This window comes from Methanosarcina sp. DH1 (assembly GCF_020804205.1).
Classification (GTDB): domain Archaea; phylum Halobacteriota; class Methanosarcinia; order Methanosarcinales; family Methanosarcinaceae; genus Methanosarcina; species Methanosarcina vacuolata.
The window spans coordinates 152,893-169,811 of the sequence record NZ_WJBJ01000019.1 but is presented as its reverse complement, the minus strand read 5'-3'; the positions used below and the strand labels follow the sequence as shown (position 1 = coordinate 169,811).

The following is a 16,919-nucleotide window of genomic DNA, read 5'->3' as shown; positions in this document are numbered from 1 at the left end:
AAGAAGCGTAAAACCCCTGTGTCGGTAACTCAGGAGGCATAAGCAACTCATTTCATATTCTTGTCAGTATTTTTAAAACCCATATAGGCCATCGGAATTTAATTCCTCAGGGAATCATGTCTTTTATATCTGTATAAAATGGACTGAAAGTTGGTAAGTCTCCTTCGAACGATTTTGCAAATATGTTCCAGGTTTCGATCTGAGGTTTCAGTTTTTTCATAATTGCAAGAAAATCGTCATCCGGATCTGTTGCAGTCATAAGGTAATCCTGTTTCATATCGATTGAAAGGTTACTTAGCCATTTAAGTAGCGCCAGCATAGCTTCAGGTTGTCGTTTATCAAATGCATAATCAGCAATATAAAACAATTTTAAATGTTCTTTTTCGGCTGTAATCTTCGGTACTTTTGTAATAAGGCTCAGGACTCCAAAAGCAGATCTCATCATCTTCATCACTACCGGTTCTCTGGCATAATATAAATTTCCCAGTTTGGAATTGTCCCATAATCCGGCACAGGCTACGATTTTATTATTCTTGTCTCTGACCACCCAGAAATTCTCCAGCCCATACCAGGGAATGGCTTTCAAACGCGCTTCAAAAGTTTGAGCCGTAAAAGGCAGGAAATGTATAAATCCTGAATTATACTCATTAATAAGGCTGACTGCATCACCAATCTCTTTTCTATCAACGGGTTTTATTGAATACTCTGGTGATATATCCGATTTTTTATAAGTTGGAAGTGCTGGCGTTTTAATATCTCTCACGCTGGAATATCCCATCTTGCCGAATAAGGATTTGGAAGCATTATTCGACTCGTACACATAAGCATAGGTATAACGTGATCCCATTTCCAGGGCTTTTTCTTCTGCCTTCTTCACAAGCTGTGTGGCAACTCCTGACTTCCTGAAGGCCGGATGAACCATCACTTCAGTAATATATGCATATTTCACATTCCTTTCAAAAGCCGGTTTCACAGTCAAACCGATCCAGCCAGCAATTTTTCCTTCTTCTTCTGCCACAAGCATATTCCAGTTATCATACATTTTATAACGGGCAATTATATCCGTCTTATCTACACCCAGAGCACAGTTTTCATCGCCCTGCGGGCACAGTCTTTCTATTTTAAGTAAGTTTTGATTATCATTATCACTGAAAGGTCTAATTGAGATCACAAACATGCCCCCTATTATTGGGTTTTTTCCTTTCAACTATACCTTCCTACGTAATTATCACACACTAAATATATATTCTTTGTATGACTCGACCGCATACAAATATTAGAACTGAAACATTGAGAAAATTTAGAGAAAATTAATAAAAAGAGAACGGTGAAAAGAGAATGGTGAAAAGAAAATGGTGAAAAGAGAATGGTGAAAAGAGAATGGTAAAAAACGGTGAAAAGGGAATGGTGAAAAGAGAATGGTAAAAAACGGTGAAAAGAGAATGGTGAAAAGAAAATAGTGAAAAGAGAATGGTGAAAAGAGAACAGGAAAAAAGAATGGTGAAAAAAGAAATATAGTGAAGGGAGAGTTGAATTATTCTCCCTTTATTATCCTTGTAATGTCGTCTCCGACATCTGAGGTTGTGCTCTTGCCGCCCATGTCGTAGGTTTTTACTTTACTGTCCAGGATGTTTTTCTGGATTGCATTGACTATGGCGTCTGCGGCTTCCTTTTCTCCGAGCTGTTCTATGAGCATTGCACCTGCCCAGATTGTGGCAATTGGGTTGACTTTGTTCTGTCCCTTGTACTTCGGGGCTGAACCGTGAATCGGCTCGAACATGCTTGTGCCTTTCGGGTTGATATTTCCGCCGGGAGCAAGGCCGAGGCCGCCCTGGATCATAGCTCCGAGATCAGTAATAATGTCTCCGAACATGTTCGGGGTTACAACCACATCAAACCATTCTGGGTTTTTCACAAACCACATAGTAATGGCATCAACGAAGTTAAAGTCTGTAGTAACGCCGGGATGTTTTGCAGAAATTGCATTGAACTCTTCTCTCCAGAAGCCGTAGATATCGGAAAGCACATTTGCCTTGTCAACGGACGAAACATGTTTTTTCCGGTTTTCGGCAAGGTCAAAGGCGTACTCGATAACCCTGTCTGTGCCTTCTTTGGAGATCAAGCCTATCTGGTATCCTATTTCTTCGCTATCAGTCTCGATATCAAGACCGAATTTTGCGGAGTAGAGCGTTCTTTTTACTTCAAGAAGGTCTTTGCTCGCTCCTTTTTTTGCCCTGCCACCGACACCTACGTAGAAGTCCTCGGTGTTTTCCCTGACAACCACAAAGTCGATGTCTTTTGAGGTTTTGTCTTTGAGTGGAGTCCACACTCCGTCAAGAAGTTTTATCGGGCGAAGGTTAACATACTCGTCAAAATAAAAGCGCGCAGTTAATAAGATTCCCTTCTCAAGGACGCCAGGGGCAATCCTTGGGTCTCCGATGGAACCAAGGTAAACGACAGGGTATCCGGACAACTCCTTTAATGTCTCTTCCGAAATCAGTTCTCCCGTCTCAAGATAATGATCTGCTCCTTGCGGGTATTCAATCCACTCTACATCAAAACCGAATCTTTCGCCAGCGGCATCTATTACCTTTCTGCCTTCGGCGATAATTTCTGGGCCTATCCCGTCGCCCGGGAGGACCGGAATCTTATACTGCGTCATATTTATACTCCTTTGGAATTTACAGGCAAAACTGCCTTTTTTATTGAGAGATCTCAAACGCGGACAGGACTGTCTCAGGACAGATTTCCTGTTTTTTAGCGTTCAGAGACCAGTTTCCTGGCATATTCTATAAGTCCTCCCTCATCCACGATTTCACGCACGAAATCAGGGAGAGGGGTTGCCTGGTATGTCTCATCTTTTGTCTTGTTTTCAATAGTTCCTGTAGCAAGGTCTACTTCAAGCTCGTCTCCATCATCAATCCTGTCAGTGTCAGGGCATTCCAGGACAGGAACTCCGATATTTATTGCGTTCCTGAAAAAGATCCTTGCAAAAGATTTTGCAATTACACAGGCTACCTTTGCTCCTTTCAGGGCAAGGGGCGCATGCTCACGCGAGGAGCCGCAACCAAAATTGTTTCCCGCGACCACTATATCATTTTCGTGAACGTTTTTTGCAAATTCGGGGCGCACGCCTTCAAACGTGTACTTTGCAAGCTCTTCAGGGGTATTGTAAATCAGGTACCTTCCGGGAATCACTGCATCCGTATCTACGTCGTCTCCGAACTTCCAGGCTCTTCCTTTCATAACATCACCGGTCTTTGTTGCAATTAAATGCTATTACATTAAAATTTTTACAGCCTGAGTTTAGCTGCATTCACAGGGTTGAAGTATCACAGGTAATATTTATATTATTTTCTAACAGGGACCAAAAATTAGTTAACAATTCTTACTCTTACTCCTGAGTTTCTCCAGAATATCTACAAAATGAGTTCCTTTTATAGTTGAAAGGTATTTTAGTTGCTTTTTTCCTTTGTATGAGGTTCAAAAGCACTTGGTTCTCCCCCTCCGTGCCAGCTTAGCCTCGGACGGATGCGCACAAGATGGACTGACTCGGAATGGTCGTCCACTATCAGGGCAGCCCCTCTTTCACTTCCCATCTTCTTAATATATGCCTGGAGATTTTCCTGCATATAAAGAGGCCTCGAAGTTTCCAGAGCAAGAATATCATCACTTGCCGTAAGGCGGTGGCAGATAAGAAGGTCACTCTGGGAAACCACATCGGGATGCAGGCTTGCAGGCCTCTGGGTTGCCAGGACCAGGGAAAGACCAGGCTGCCGACCCTGTCTGAGACAGCGGTTAATAAGTACTTTCGAGGCAAGGCCTTCAGTCTTTGCAGGTATGAAAATATGAGCCTCATCTATAAAGAGCCAGACCATGGGAAATACGTCTTCATCGAACTTTTCCCCCATAAGTTTCTTTTCATAAGTTCGTCTTGCCTCAAGTCTTGCTTCATAAAGCCTGCCTGCAATAATTGATACTGCTGCAGCGCAGACGTTTTCGTTTTCAAGCGTACTCACATCAAGGATAGTTGTTCTACCTCCCGATACGAGATCTGACAGTTTTGTCCCTTCTTTTGAGAAAAGCCCCCAGGACTTTACTGCTCTAAAATAATTCTCTGCAGCTCCTTTCGAAACCTCGTCCGAGCGAGGGTCTCCGGCAATTTCACTGAGAATTTCCTCAAAAGAATACGCCTCTCCTTTTTCCCTGAGGGACTCGATTGCCCTTACCAGGAGAATTCCAGGAGGAGAAACCTCCTCAATATTAAAAATCCTGCACCACTGGCTTCCTGAAAGTTCGCTTATCGGGATGGAAAATGGCTTCACATCAATATTCCGTTTTATGTAAGCCTCTACCTTGCCCACAGGCACGAAAATCTTAATATCGAGCCCGGCTGGAGCAAGTTCCCAGTTTTTAAGCCGCCGCGCTTCAAAAGCGTTTGGATACTTCATCGTCCAGAAAATCCCCATAGTATCAATAACAACGGATGCAAGCTTTTTCCTGATAGCCGGCTCAAGAAAGGCAAGTTCTTCAAGCAAACAGCCCATAGTATAGGATTTTCCGTATCCTCTTTTCCCGCAAATCAAAATAGCATGAGGCTTCAGGGCATCAAGATAAACGGCTGCTCCCCGTGAATGGTCAAGTGCCATGTAATTTCCAATCGATAAAAGGCCCTTCCCGGGATTCTCTTCACTTCCAAGTACACGCAGCGCCCCAGTATTTTTTCCCCGAAAAACAGGCTTGGACTCTTTACTTTCGATTTTTTGCATCAGATAGTATCGGAGTGAAAACTATTTAAAATAATTTAGTTTTAAGGAATTAAAATAAAAATCCACACTTTGATCTTTTCGAATTCTCTTTTTCTTCGATATGAGGATGATATCTGGAAAGTATCAGGCTCACGTAGATATGAAAGTATCAGGCTCGCATAGATATGTGACGTCGTCATTAAAGCATATATTCACAGAATAGGAAGGCAAAGTTCGATGAATATACTGGTAATTCTTGGACACCCAAATAAAGGTAGTTTTAATCATGCAATCGCAAATACCGTTATAGAAACCCTTTCAAATAATGGGCATGAAGTTTTTTTTCACGATCTTTATGAGGAAAAATTTGATCCGATTCTCCCAGGTCAGGAAATTCCTAAAGGCACCTCGTTAGAAAGAATAATTAAAGAACACTGCAATGAAATCAGCAATGCTGACGGGATCGTTATAGTTCATCCTAACTGGTGGGGGCAGCCACCTGCGATTTTAAAAGGATGGGTAGATAGAGTAATACGTGCTGGAGTAGCATATGAATTTAAAGAAGGAGATAATGGCGAAGGAATACCAATAGGACTATTAAAAGCAGAAACTGCTTTGGTATTCAACACATCAAACACGCCAAGAGAACGGGAATTGCAAGTATTTGGGGACCCGCTTGAGATATTATGGAAAAACTGCGTTTTCGATTTCTGCGGAGTAAAAAACTTTCATAGAAGAATGTTTGGGGTTATAGTTACCAGTAAGCTTGAAGAACGACAGGATTGGTTAAAAGAAGTGAGAGAAACAGTAGATATGTATTTCCCGATCAGTCCTGAAAAACTTGTTTGAAATCTCAAAAAATTAAAGGTTAAAAAGGAAGTCAACTTTGAAAATCTAATTTTTAGAGCTTGAAAACTTAATTATCAATATACTCTAAAAGTTCATTTTCTTGAAGTTATTACCTGCTCAAGATATTATCTTATCTAGCTGGCCTGTCTGAGCTGCTATTTTGATTTCCCGGGCTATTCTTCTTCCGGTTGAGAGGTTTTCTTCCATCAGGTCGGCATAAGGAGAACCTGAAATGTAAAGGTTTGTCCCTGCAACAATTCTGGCCGAGATCTCAAAGACTTTAATCTCAAGCGTATCCGTAAAGACAGTCTCAAGGCAGAAAGAACCTATCATCCCACCAAAGAGGCCAAGAGATTCTTCAACTACCCTTTCTCCAAGAGAGAAGATAAGGGGTAAGAGTGATTCTCTTGCTACCAGAGGAACATTTCCTGTGACCACATATGTCGGGCGGATTCCTGCTTCTACGAGTTCTCTGGGTGAACCGAGCCTGAAGATCTCATCCGCATTGGATTCTACCCTGCGGTCCATGCTCAGAAGTTCAAGGCTGCCATGGCTTAAAGTGTATCCTTCGTTTCGGATAGGGGAGTAAAAGTAATGAAGGTAATAACGGGTTCCGGTAATAAATTCCTGAATCGTGTACTTCTGGGTATGGTCTATGAGTTCATTGAATTCTTCGTAAGTTTTTGCGACGAAGAAACCTTTTCCTCCTTTTGCCCCGTCATACTTGACCATTACAGGCCCATTGATATCGTGGGGATCATCGATTTTCCCGGGCATATGAATGCCTGCCCCGAGAAGCCACTCACGCTCTTTATCTCTATCCGATTCCCATTCGAGCACAGCCCGGTTTCCAAAAGTGGGTACGGCCATCTCTGCAAAATTTTCCGTGCCAAGGTAAGCAACTACTGAGCCGTGAGGGATAATGATGGTGTTTTTATTTCTAAGTTCCTCAGCCTTGTTCATTATATCGGCATAGCTATCGACGACAAGGTACTCATCGGGTTTTGCTTTGGGAAAAGCCTCATAAAATTTTGGGGGCTTGCCGACGCAGATTCCCAGAGTTCTGAAGCCTTCTTTTCGAGCTCCATCAAAAATTTGAAGGCTTGAGTGGGAGCAAATTGTTGCAATAGTAATGTTTTCTAAATCGTAATTTTTCAGAAATTCAAGAACCTGCTGTTTTGTGATCATGATTGGTACCAGCGGAAAATTTAGATTAGTATATACAATGTTCTATTTAAGGTTAAGGTCTGGATTCTATATCTAGATGTGGTAGTGAACGAATATTCTGTCATAAAAATAAAACTTTATATTGATTCGCGCAAACTAAGATTATACTCTGAGTTAAAAATAGACAGGTTTTTAATCCAGGAAGTTATTATGGACGGGCTTAAAGATCAAGATGAGTTATCGGAAGTCGGCGACCCCCTGCCGGGGCCTGGGCAACTGGAGCAGGGCGGCAAGGTGCTTGTTCTTCCGGTAAATGGAGAATCCAGAAAGATCACTCAGATTCTTTCCAATGAAACATCAATAAAGATTCTTGAGTTGCTCGGGAAAAAAAGCATGTCTGCAACCAGTATTGCAGAGGAGCTGGAACTTCCCCTTACTACTGTTAAGTATAATCTTGACTCCCTTATAGAATCCGATCTTATAAAGGTCAAACAAATAAAGTGGAGCAAGAAAGGACGGCAGGTAAAGATCTACGAGTCAGCTGAAAAACTTATTGTCCTCGTTCCTTCAAAAAGTTCTATAGACAAACTCTCTCTCGTAAGCCTGCTGCAAAAGTACCTCGGAGTAATAGTAGCTGTCTTTTTTGCATCTGCGGGTATAGAGTATTTTTCAGCTTACATGAAGGCAAAAAGGGTTATTGATGCAACTGCTCCTTTGAGAATGAAGACTATGGAAACATTTGACAATTCTTCTCCGGAGCAAATGGTTCTGGGAATAAACGAGAGCAATAACGTAAGCCCAAAAATAGCTCTCGACCAGCAGGTGCCTGAAGGAGTTTCGAATGCAAGCTATGGAGTTCCTGAATCCGGAGCAGGAAATCTGTCCTATGGAGTGGAAACTGACCCGACCCAGGGAGTTGCTGAAGTCACAATGTCCACACCGGATGGTTTAAACTCTGCCCAGGGGTGTTCTTCTATCCCGCCTGAAGGGTTAGCTCATGCAAGCGGGATTCACGGGCTTTATGACATGCTTTCTCTTCACCCCGGGTTCTGGTTCCTGTTAGGGTGTCTTTTTATAGTAGTCGTACTGATTGTAAGAGAAGTCTATTATAAGAATAAAGCCAAGTAGAGATTCTTATGAGAGTCGCTTTAAAACTTGCATACATAGGCACCGAGTTTCACGGCTCCCAGATCCAGCCCAATGTCGAGACTGTGGAGGGAGAACTCTTCAAGGCTCTTCGGAATCTCGGGATTATAGAAAGCCCCAAGTCTGCGAATTATATCTGCGCTGGCAGAACCGATGCCGGGGTTCATGCCTTTGGACAGGTTTTCGCTTTTGACACGGATAAAATGAACCTGGCAATTCCAAGAGTAATAAATTCCGAACTTCCCTCGGGAATCTGGGTCTGGGCTCACGCGGAAGTGCCCCTAAGCTTTGATGCCAGAAGAGATGCGATTTCCAGACACTACCGCTATGTAATGAGCGGAAGAGAGTATGACATCTCCAAAATCCGGGAAGCTTCAAAATTTCTGCTTGGGACGCACGATTTTGAAAACTTTTCGCGAACCAATGGAGAAAAAAGTACGGTTCGAACCATAGAAAGGATCGATGCCCGAATAGATGGAGAGCTTATAAAAATCGATGTTGTTGGAAATAGTTTCCTCTGGAATATGGTCCGGAAAATCGTAACCGCCCTTTCCATGATAGGCAACGGGGTGCGTGATACCGATTGGCTGCTCCAGATGCTGAATCCGGATATTTATGAAGAAGGTATCGAGCCTGCTCCTGCATATGGATTGACCCTTCTGAAAGTTAATTATGACGAGAAAATAGAATGGATTGAAGACAGTTATTCTATCAGGAGAGCAAGCGAGCAGAACCAGAAACGTATCCTCAGGCACAGGGTTATGGCAGAAGTGCTGGAAGAACTGATCTCCCATGAGTAAAAAGTGCCTTTACAGGGATTCTTAATGTTTCGAATTTCATTTTGATTTTACTTTTTTTGAGTATACTTGCTTAGTATTTATCGTAGGTAAAACGATATAAATATCCTTCTTTAATTAAATTCAATAAGCATATCCCTCTAAATCAATTTTCCACAATTATTAGCTGTTGGTTCCCTTTTTCTATTTTCGATTGTTGGTGTTTGAATCATTCCTAAGTTGAAATCATTAGTGGGAAATTGACTGTAATATAAGCTGAATAATTGTTAAAATCAATAAACATCGATAGAGTAAAATGAAAATTAATAATGAACAAGCCCTATCTTTTCACCGTTTGGGAAATATATGGATCCGTTTACCTTCAGCTTTCTTAAAGCATTATCAAAAGTAAAATCAAACAGCTTTGTATAACTCTTAACAGTACTCAATAAAAGAGGCACTCCTGCATCGTCCAGTTCTGTTATTTCTTTAAGCAGGACTTCTGCTTCAGGAGACAATCTATACAGATAGTCTGTTGATATTTTATGAAGTTCACTTATGTTATGTCTTGACCCGTCCATTACATATGACCAGAGTCCTGTACTTGATTTCAAATCATTAAGTGTTACCCAGGATTTAAAATTAAGTCTGGCAAAGGAAGTGGCTAATTTCGGAATAACCGATCCTATGTCCTGATAATATGGCATATCTCCCCTTGAAGATATTTCATCCAGAATGAAATACATTGCATTTTCCATTCTTTTTTCTATTTTTTCAGGAACATATGGCTGAAATAGAAGAGAATTAATCATGTATGCCCTTGCTACAGGCAGGTATTCTTCAAAACTCTGTTTATATTCCCCGTGTGTTTTAAACGCCATGTTCAAAGGAATTGGAAGGTGAATAGGCACATCGGTCACATTAAAATAGGATAAATTAACTTCACGGCTGTTAAGAGGATAAATTTCCTCGCTGTTTTCAAGAAACTTATAAAAGTTCTTGGAGGAAGGCTGCCGAAATTCTTGAGGAACAATTCCTAATATCCGCTTAAACGCAGCCCATTTCTGCCTGTCCCGGTGTGTGTCCAGGGCTACGGTATTTACTCCGCCTTTCTCAAGGTCTGTTATTTGAGGGGCTGAGATTGCACACATACCCAAACAATATCGAAAATCCTCAATGTTGTAAAAATTGGGGTTTTTCACAGGAGTTGATAAAAACTCCAAAAACTCTTCAGTACTTGCTAAGTCTTTACCCCGAATTTTATTTGGATTTATGTATTTCCAGCCAATTATATATTTAACTAAAACTGGATCAAGTTCCTGCCCTTTAAGTTCATAAAATGTTTCAGTTTCCGTCACAGCAACTTCTATTAATCTGTCCTTTGGTGGAAATTCCCCGCTTTTTACTGCATAAATCTGGCTTTTAGGGTCATTATAATAAGGTGAGGGATCAAGATAGAAGATTCCTTTTTCCTGATCTTTGTACCTGACATAACCCGTATTTTCTATTCTAAAAATAAGATTATATTCGCTTGCCGCAAATTCATAACCACAGCTTCGGTCTTTTAACGGGGGCAATGCCATAGGATCACTCTTTGCAGATTAATTACTTCCTCGTAATCTTTATACAACTTGCAGGTAGAAAAGATTACCAGTTTTTGTAATTCGTTCCAGTTTTGCAACATTATATAGTTTTTTGCAATTTTGCCCCATTAATAAACAAAGATGCCACTTGCAATAATATTTCGCGTAATGGATAATGTGTTTTCCAACAAAAACGAGATCAATAAAACTATCGCGAAAAACAGGTTACAGATTACCTACTGAATGCAGGTTTGATTCTTCATTCCCGTTTGACATTCTCATTCTTCATTCCCGTTTGACATTCTCATTCTTCATTCCAGTTTACTATTCTCATTCTTCATTCCAGTTTACTATTCTCATTCTTCATTCCCGTTTGCCAGTCTCATTCTTCAATTCTTTCTGAAAAACAGTTATTGTCCGGGTAAGGCTTCGATGTACTCTCTGGGAGTAAATCTTAAGAACCTTAAGCCCTGCCTTTTCTCCGTATTCCGCTGCAGCTTTATCCGAAACTACAACTGCGATGCCTCCAGGCTTAAGGACACGCTCAATCTCACTAAGAGCGCAGGAATAAAGTTCTTCCAGGGACCCGCCGAGAATTGCTGCCGATCTGCCGTAGGGTGGGTCAGTGACAACTGCATTTATTGTTTCTTCCTTTAACGGAACCCTGCAGGCATCTCCTTCCATCAGGGCATAATCCAGTTTAAAGGCTTCAAGGTTCATATGGGCACCTGTAACAAGTTTTTCCTGGGCATCAATTCCTATAACCCTTGCTCCCATAAGCCCGGCTTCAACAAGAATTCCTGCAGTGCCGCAAAAGAGGTCCAGAAAGAGTTCTCCTGGCTTTATTCCAGAGAGATTTGCAAGGGCACGTGCAACTCTCGGCATAAGGACACCGGGATGGAAAAAAGGTTTATTCTGAGGAGTTCTGGCTTCATATGCACTTCTGTCAATAGAGGACAGGAGAGTTCCTAACACAGCTTTTTCACTCAGGATCACTCTGAATTCCACGTCAGGGGTTTTCAGGTTTGCCCTAAAGCCTTTCCTGTAAATACATCCTCCGACTTTCTGTTCCAGAAACTCGCCCGGAAAATCCACATGATGTTTAATTCGCTTTGCTCTGACCACAAAACTTTGCCCTTCCTTTATGTAGCCTGATAAATCAAAGGCTTCTGCAAGTTTCAGGATTGCATCCGGAGTATTTTCGGTAATCCCAACGACCTTCAGGATATGGTGGGTCATTGCCAGCCTGTCAGTTATCGTGCCTCGAAGGATTTTTTCCACATCCTCCTCTTTGCCAGTGATTTCCACTACCAGGCACTGGTCAATAATAGTATGGGCCCGAAAATCAAGTCCTTCAATTTTGAGACAGGCAAATACTTCGGCAACGGGCAGTTCTTCATGTTCTCCAGAAAGTTCAAAAGCGTATAACATTGGTGATCGGGAATAGGTTGATGATTATAAATTGGAAATAACATCCGCACCATTACGGTGTGGAAGTAAATACAAAACTCCGTGCGTGAAACGTGAAAGTAGTTATTAAAAGTAACTGATGATTTGTATCCTCTTCACGCATATAAAAATTCCTGTAACTGTTACGTTTCCGCGCAGGCTGGAAAAATACCTGCCAAGAAATCGTGATCAAAAACCGGATGGAAACCAGAAAAGAACAGTCTCAAAGGAGCTTGGAATCTGGAAATTTGAGAAAAATCAAAATTATATAAATTAAGACTAATATATAACCACTAAAAATGTTTACCACTAAAAATGTATTACCACTAAAAATGGTTACTACTAAAAATGCATTACCACTAAAAATGTATTACCACTAAAAATGTCTTAAAATAAGGAAAAAAGACATATAAAGGGTTAAGATCTTAGTTCTTCTTGCTGAAAATTCTTAGATCTTATTACGTTTAAGAATTTCAGGATATCTGGGGGTGAAAGAATTACTTATTTAATATCTGAAGATGCGGGATCTGATGAACTTGAGCCTATAGCGGTCGCAGTACACTCTCTTGTTGGGCTTCCAACTACTATCCGGAGCCTCAATCGAAAGGGACTTCGCCTAGAGAAAGGTCAAATCCTTGACAGAGAATATACAGGCCCTGTACTCGAAGAGGTGCTCAGGACCGGCAAGACCATACGGGGAGTGCCAAAGGAAGGCACGTACCTTGGCAGAAACGTGGTTGTTTCTCCAATTTTCTCAGAGGACGGGAAGGTTATTGCAGCAATAGGAATTGTGGATTTACTTTCTGTCCTTGAGATGCAGGAAATAATCAGAACAGTTGTAAATAACAGTCCTGCAGTGGTATTTCTCTGGAAAAATGAAGAAAAATGGCCTTCTGAGTTTGTATCTGAAAATGTGGTCCAGTTTGGGTACACAGTGGAGGACTTTATTTCAGGCAGGGTCCTGTATGGAGATATTATCCACCCTGATGACCTGAAGAGAGTGGAGGATTCGCTTAAAGAGCGTATCCGGAGAGGGGAAGTTGACTTCAATATAGAGTACAGAATCTTTACAAAAGTTGGCGATCTCCACTGGGTAAATGAACGGGCATTTATTCAGCGAAGTCCTGACGGAAAAGTGACTCACTTTCAAGGGCTTGTGCTGGACGTAACTGAGAGAAAAGAGAGCGAAGAAGCTCTCCGAAAGTCTTTAGAGACTCAGAAACTCTTGAGAACTATAATAAATAACAGCCAGGCAGTGGCTTTTTTGTGGGAAAACAAAGAAAACCTGCCAACGGTGTACGTTTCAGAAAACATAACTAAGTTCGGGTATAGAGTAGAAGATTTTACTTCAGGAAAAATCCCTTACAATAGCATTATTCACAAAGATGATATAGGCCCAGTTATTGAAACCCTCAAACGCAACATTGCAGAGAAACAGGATTACTTCGACGTTGAATATAGAATTTTTACGGGGGATGGAAAAATGCTCTGGGTAGAAGAGAAAACCTTTATCCAGAGAGATGAGGAAGGAAAAGTAACTCATTTCCAGGGCCTTGTAGTTGATATTACAGAAAGGAAAGAAGCCCATAAAATGCTTGAGATCCAGCGAGAACTCGGGAAAGAACTGAGTACTACCTGGAACCTCCAGACAATACTCAACCTGGTTCTTGATTCCTGCCTTCAAATAAATGGACTCGATGTAGGGGTTATATACCTCAAGGACGAACTCCTGGACCAGCTAAACCTGGTTTCATATAGGGGAATTTCCCTCGAGTTTAGGGAAACAGTTTCCAGATATAAGGCAGATTCCCTGGAAGCAAGGCAAATCTTGATTGGAAAGCCCATATACTCACTGGAGTTCTACTCCGATACAATGGTTGACGCAGTAAAGAGGGAAGGAATAAAATCTGTTGCCATAATTCCTCTTAACTATAGAGGAGAGATTGTGGGCAGCCTGAACTTCGCCTCCCATACCCTTGATAAGATTCCCTGGAGTATCCGGAACTTCATTGAGAGCATTGCTCTCCAGGTGGTAAACTATATCGCTCCAGTCTGTATTCAAGCAGAACTTTCATAAGTCTCGAAATTTTCGGAGACCTCATAAATTGCGATTCATTGTGAGGGTGATAGAATAGATGAACATAGATACAAAATGTTTATTTTGATAAACATTATTCGATATACCATTGGTGCTTATTTTTTACTTGTCGGAATGGCATTGATCTTTCAAGGTGAGATTCTCCCTGGAATATTTTCTATCCTGATAAGTAGTATATCAATTCCTGCAATTGCGGATCCTATTGAAAGTAAATTGAAAGTATCACACCCTACTTATTTCAGATTCATAGTTATGCTTTTTCTGTTGATGGCAATCGGTGCTACAGTTTCTCATGCAAAACCATGTTTTCTCATATAAAGCCACTTTTTCCCATGTAAAGCTATATGCTCCCATGTAAAATACAGCACCTGCATTATTACGGAGAATATTCACGATTATCCAGGGCAAAGAACAAATCTAGGACAAAGAACAAAATTGCTGTAGAAATCGAGAAACGGCGGCACTCACCGCAGAAGTAAAAAATGGTGGATAAAACAGCAGAGGATAGAAAAAGAAGGCTGAAAAAAGATCTATTCGTAGATTCAGGATTCGCCAAATTTAGGCACTGAAAAAAAGTTGAATTAAAAGCAGTTAGGTGGTTCACAAGGTTTATTCTATGTCAATGAAGTTTATTACTGGATCAGTTTTGAAGCTGTCCGGTATTTCCCTCCATTTCACAGCTACTCCCCTATGAACCAATTTATACTATGCACTCAATATTATAAAATCGTATCGATAAAACTATAGTTTATTTGACCAGTTATTATTTGACCAGTTTGTGTGGGATTAGGTCCCTTTGTTCATCGATCTGGATTCCGTCAATATATTCTTCCATATTTCCTTTACTTTCGGTCTTTTCCCGTACATGAGCAGATAAGTCCTGAAAAGCCGGCTGGAAAGCAGGATCACAACATAAACCGAAATCAACATAATGAAGATGCTGGCAAGGATCTGGTAAAGAGGCACAGATGTAGTTCCCATCCTGGCAAGCATGGCTACAGGCGCACTAATGGGAAAGAGAGAAAGAAAGACTGAAAATAAGCTGTTCGGGCTTGTAACGATCATTTGCATGAATATGAGGGGAAATGCAGCTACAAACGTAAAAATTCCTGCAATTTGCTGGCTCTCCTGAAGGGAACTGGTGATAGCCCCAATTCCTGCCATCACACTGGCAAAAAATAGGAAACCAAATATGAAATAAATGACAGCAAGGAAGAGAGTAACAGGCTCGATTTTTACAGTAAGGGCATACCCGCTACTGAGCGATATTACCGCAAGCCAGATTACAACCTGCAGAAGGCCGACTGCGCCAAGGCCAAAGATCTTGCCTGTAAGGATTTCAAAAGGAGTTGCCGAGGACAACAAAATTTCTATAATCCTGTTTTCTTTTTCTTCGGCAACTCCGCGAAGCAGAAAGCCGGATGAGGAAAAAATGCTGAAGAAGAGGAAAAAAGCTGTAAGAAAAGGAAGACCAAAGCTAGCAAAGATATCATTAATACCCTGCTCAGAAGACTCTCCGGTCTCTCCCACATTATAAAACTTGATGTTAACCGGATCCTGGACCCTTTTGAGAGTTAGCTCGTCCACTTTGTCCTTAAGGAGGGAAGTAATAACGATATTAGAGAGTCCGGAGGACAGCCCCAAATTTTGCATAGATGATTCTTTTTCAAGGCTATACAGTTCTATTGTTCCGGTTTTAAGAAAGTCTTCAGGAATAACGAGGTAGGAAGAAATCTGTCCTGCCTGTAAGGCCTGCCCTGCATCGGAAATGTCCCTGTACATTACAAATTCTACAACTGAGGTTTTTGTCTCTGAGGGCTCTAGAGAAAAGCCTTCGCTCTGTATTGATTCTGGAAATTCGAAAGAGCCAGTCATATCAATATAACCTACTCTCTGGTCTTCAGTTTGGCTCATGCCTGAAATCATTGCAGGAACAACACTGATTCCTGCAAACAGGATGGGAAAGAAGAGGGTCATAAAAAGAAATTCTTTACGCTTTATTGTTTTCAGGAACTCGTGCCTTGCAACAATAAAGGTTTTTTTGGAAAAACTATTCATTGGAAGCACTCTCCAGAGTTTGAATAAAGATCTCATTAAGAGAAGGAAGCTTTTTTTCAAAACGTATGAGGTTTGCTTTCTGGACAAGCTCCTCAAGAAGGACCTGGACGCTTATTTCTTCTTCAGGGAAAATTTCAACCGATTTTCCATGTTCTATTACTTTCTTTATGCCAGAAATTTCCCGAATTGCGTTCAAATCTCCTTTTTCTGCAAATTCTACAATCAGAGAGTTTTTTCCATGCTCTCTCCGGATATCATCTACAGAGCCGTAAAGTACTCTCCTGCCTTTATTAAGCATAAGGATCCTGTCACAAAGTGCCTGAGCCTGTTCCATCATATGTGTGGAAAGGATTATTGTTTTTCCTGCTGTCCTGAGTCCCAGGATTCTGTCCATAACTGTCTTCGTATTTACAGGGTCAAGCCCGGAAAAGGGTTCATCAAGGATTAAGAGTTCAGGTTCATGGATAATTGCGGAAAGGAACTGGATTTTCTGCTGCATCCCCTTGGAAAGTTCTTCAACTTTTTTGTTTTTATGTTGATCTAATTCCAGGGATTTGAGAAGGGATTCGGCTTTTAAATGTGCCTGTTTTTCTGGTACGCCTTTAAGCTGTGCAAGATAAACCAGCATATCAAGAAGTCTCGTTTTCTTATACAATCCACGTTCTTCGGGAAGGTATCCGATTCTGTTTTTTGCATCCGGGCTCAGAAAATCCCCAAAGACGCGTATTTCCCCGGAGTCCGGCCTGAGAATATCAAGAAGAAGCCTTATAAGCGTGGTTTTTCCCGCTCCGTTTGGCCCGAGAAGCCCGAAGATCTCGCCCTGATTCACTGAAAACGATATATCCTCGAGAATAGTCTTTTCTGAAAAAGACTTTGATACGCTTTCAAATTCTATAGTATGCATTAAAATTAAATACATTCCAATACAGATAACTTCTTCGATATATTATAGAAACTTTAAAGGAATTAAAAGCTGATTTGACTTTTAAAAGTAATTTTTCAGTATTAAAAGGGTTAATGGGAGTTCAATCGGATAAGTAAGGAA

The 16,919-nt window shown here is 41.1% G+C and carries 15 protein-coding genes; 6 read left to right on the top strand and 9 right to left on the bottom strand.

Annotation, left to right across the window (positions count from 1 at the left end; all coding sequences use genetic code 11):
• Positions 1-106: 106 nt before the first annotated feature.
• The 4 genes from FXW07_RS09665 to FXW07_RS09650 form a co-directional block, all read right to left on the bottom strand.
• Positions 107-1,171 carry a GNAT family N-acetyltransferase gene (locus FXW07_RS09665; protein WP_229395246.1) on the bottom strand — a complete coding sequence of 355 codons (1,065 nt, stop codon included), beginning with the start codon at positions 1,169-1,171 and terminating at the stop codon, positions 107-109.
• Positions 1,172-1,534: 363 nt separating this feature from the next.
• Positions 1,535-2,662 carry an isocitrate/isopropylmalate dehydrogenase family protein gene (locus tag FXW07_RS09660; protein WP_229395245.1) on the bottom strand — a complete coding sequence of 376 codons (1,128 nt, stop codon included), beginning with the start codon at positions 2,660-2,662 and terminating at the stop codon, positions 1,535-1,537.
• Between the two features lie 95 nt (positions 2,663-2,757).
• Positions 2,758-3,246, bottom strand: coding sequence for a 3-isopropylmalate dehydratase small subunit (locus FXW07_RS09655; protein WP_048117079.1), 489 nt, complete (start codon positions 3,244-3,246; stop codon positions 2,758-2,760).
• Positions 3,247-3,455: 209 nt separating this feature from the next.
• Complete coding sequence (locus tag FXW07_RS09650) at positions 3,456-4,769, bottom strand: ATP-binding protein (protein WP_229395244.1); 1,314 nt, start codon at positions 4,767-4,769, stop codon at positions 3,456-3,458.
• A gap of 216 nt (positions 4,770-4,985) precedes the next feature.
• Between FXW07_RS09650 and FXW07_RS09645 the strand changes: the two genes are divergently transcribed.
• Positions 4,986-5,597, top strand: coding sequence for an NAD(P)H-dependent oxidoreductase (locus FXW07_RS09645; protein WP_229395243.1), 612 nt, complete (start codon positions 4,986-4,988; stop codon positions 5,595-5,597).
• A 117-nt stretch (positions 5,598-5,714) separates the two neighbouring features.
• Here the strand turns inward: FXW07_RS09645 and FXW07_RS09640 are convergent, their stop codons facing one another.
• On the bottom strand, positions 5,715-6,785 hold the full coding sequence (locus FXW07_RS09640; RefSeq protein ID WP_229395242.1) for a formate--phosphoribosylaminoimidazolecarboxamide ligase: 1,071 nt from the start codon (positions 6,783-6,785) through the stop codon (positions 5,715-5,717).
• Between the two features lie 189 nt (positions 6,786-6,974).
• On the opposite strand from FXW07_RS09640, the gene FXW07_RS09635 reads away from it, so the two are divergent.
• Together FXW07_RS09635 and truA are read left to right on the top strand one after the other, a co-directional pair.
• Positions 6,975-7,892, top strand: coding sequence for a winged helix-turn-helix domain-containing protein (locus tag FXW07_RS09635; protein ID WP_229395241.1), 918 nt, complete (start codon positions 6,975-6,977; stop codon positions 7,890-7,892).
• A gap of 8 nt (positions 7,893-7,900) precedes the next feature.
• Positions 7,901-8,710 (top strand): tRNA pseudouridine(38-40) synthase TruA, encoded by an 810-nt coding sequence (gene truA / locus FXW07_RS09630; RefSeq protein WP_229395240.1) that lies wholly within the window; start codon positions 7,901-7,903, stop codon positions 8,708-8,710.
• A gap of 299 nt (positions 8,711-9,009) precedes the next feature.
• Here the strand turns inward: truA and FXW07_RS09625 are convergent, their stop codons facing one another.
• Positions 9,010-10,269, bottom strand: a complete 1,260-nt coding sequence (locus tag FXW07_RS09625) for a hypothetical protein (protein ID WP_229395239.1) — start codon at positions 10,267-10,269, stop codon at positions 9,010-9,012.
• 363 nt (positions 10,270-10,632) lie between these two features.
• Positions 10,633-11,700, bottom strand: a complete 1,068-nt coding sequence (locus tag FXW07_RS09620) for a TRM11 family methyltransferase (protein WP_229395238.1) — start codon at positions 11,698-11,700, stop codon at positions 10,633-10,635.
• Positions 11,701-11,818: 118 nt separating this feature from the next.
• Here FXW07_RS09620 and FXW07_RS09615 point away from each other — a divergent pair, with 118 nt between their 5' ends.
• From FXW07_RS09615 to FXW07_RS09605, 3 genes are all read left to right on the top strand, one after another.
• Complete coding sequence (locus FXW07_RS09615) at positions 11,819-11,995, top strand: hypothetical protein (protein ID WP_229395237.1); 177 nt, start codon at positions 11,819-11,821, stop codon at positions 11,993-11,995.
• Between the two features lie 180 nt (positions 11,996-12,175).
• Positions 12,176-13,795: a PAS domain-containing protein gene (locus FXW07_RS09610; RefSeq protein WP_346655644.1), complete on the top strand. Its 1,620-nt coding sequence runs from the start codon at positions 12,176-12,178 to the stop codon at positions 13,793-13,795.
• An 84-nt stretch (positions 13,796-13,879) separates the two neighbouring features.
• Positions 13,880-14,134: a hypothetical protein gene (locus FXW07_RS09605; protein ID WP_229395236.1), complete on the top strand. Its 255-nt coding sequence runs from the start codon at positions 13,880-13,882 to the stop codon at positions 14,132-14,134.
• A gap of 468 nt (positions 14,135-14,602) precedes the next feature.
• On the opposite strand, the gene FXW07_RS09600 is transcribed toward FXW07_RS09605, so the two are convergent.
• Positions 14,603-15,874: an ABC transporter permease gene (locus FXW07_RS09600; protein WP_229395235.1), complete on the bottom strand. Its 1,272-nt coding sequence runs from the start codon at positions 15,872-15,874 to the stop codon at positions 14,603-14,605.
• Positions 15,867-16,778 carry an ATP-binding cassette domain-containing protein gene (locus FXW07_RS09595; protein WP_229395234.1) on the bottom strand — a complete coding sequence of 304 codons (912 nt, stop codon included), beginning with the start codon at positions 16,776-16,778 and terminating at the stop codon, positions 15,867-15,869. The genes FXW07_RS09600 and FXW07_RS09595 overlap by 8 nt, the downstream gene beginning before the upstream one ends.
• Positions 16,779-16,919 lie beyond the last annotated feature (141 nt).

Coding starts and splice junctions, on each gene's coding strand:
- FXW07_RS09600 (WP_229395235.1), bottom strand. CDS start 15,874: ATGAATAGTTTTTCCAAAAAAACCTTTATTGTTGCAAGGCACGAGTTC.
- FXW07_RS09655 (WP_048117079.1), bottom strand. CDS start 3,246: ATGAAAGGAAGAGCCTGGAAGTTCGGAGACGACGTAGATACGGATGCA.
- FXW07_RS09615 (WP_229395237.1), top strand. CDS start 11,819: ATGATTTGTATCCTCTTCACGCATATAAAAATTCCTGTAACTGTTACG.
- FXW07_RS09645 (WP_229395243.1), top strand. CDS start 4,986: ATGAATATACTGGTAATTCTTGGACACCCAAATAAAGGTAGTTTTAAT.
- FXW07_RS09640 (WP_229395242.1), bottom strand. CDS start 6,785: ATGATCACAAAACAGCAGGTTCTTGAATTTCTGAAAAATTACGATTTA.
- FXW07_RS09635 (WP_229395241.1), top strand. CDS start 6,975: ATGGACGGGCTTAAAGATCAAGATGAGTTATCGGAAGTCGGCGACCCC.
- FXW07_RS09595 (WP_229395234.1), bottom strand. CDS start 16,778: ATGCATACTATAGAATTTGAAAGCGTATCAAAGTCTTTTTCAGAAAAG.
- FXW07_RS09660 (WP_229395245.1), bottom strand. CDS start 2,662: ATGACGCAGTATAAGATTCCGGTCCTCCCGGGCGACGGGATAGGCCCA.
- FXW07_RS09625 (WP_229395239.1), bottom strand. CDS start 10,269: ATGGCATTGCCCCCGTTAAAAGACCGAAGCTGTGGTTATGAATTTGCG.
- FXW07_RS09620 (WP_229395238.1), bottom strand. CDS start 11,700: ATGTTATACGCTTTTGAACTTTCTGGAGAACATGAAGAACTGCCCGTT.
- FXW07_RS09650 (WP_229395244.1), bottom strand. CDS start 4,769: ATGCAAAAAATCGAAAGTAAAGAGTCCAAGCCTGTTTTTCGGGGAAAA.
- truA (WP_229395240.1), top strand. CDS start 7,901: ATGAGAGTCGCTTTAAAACTTGCATACATAGGCACCGAGTTTCACGGC.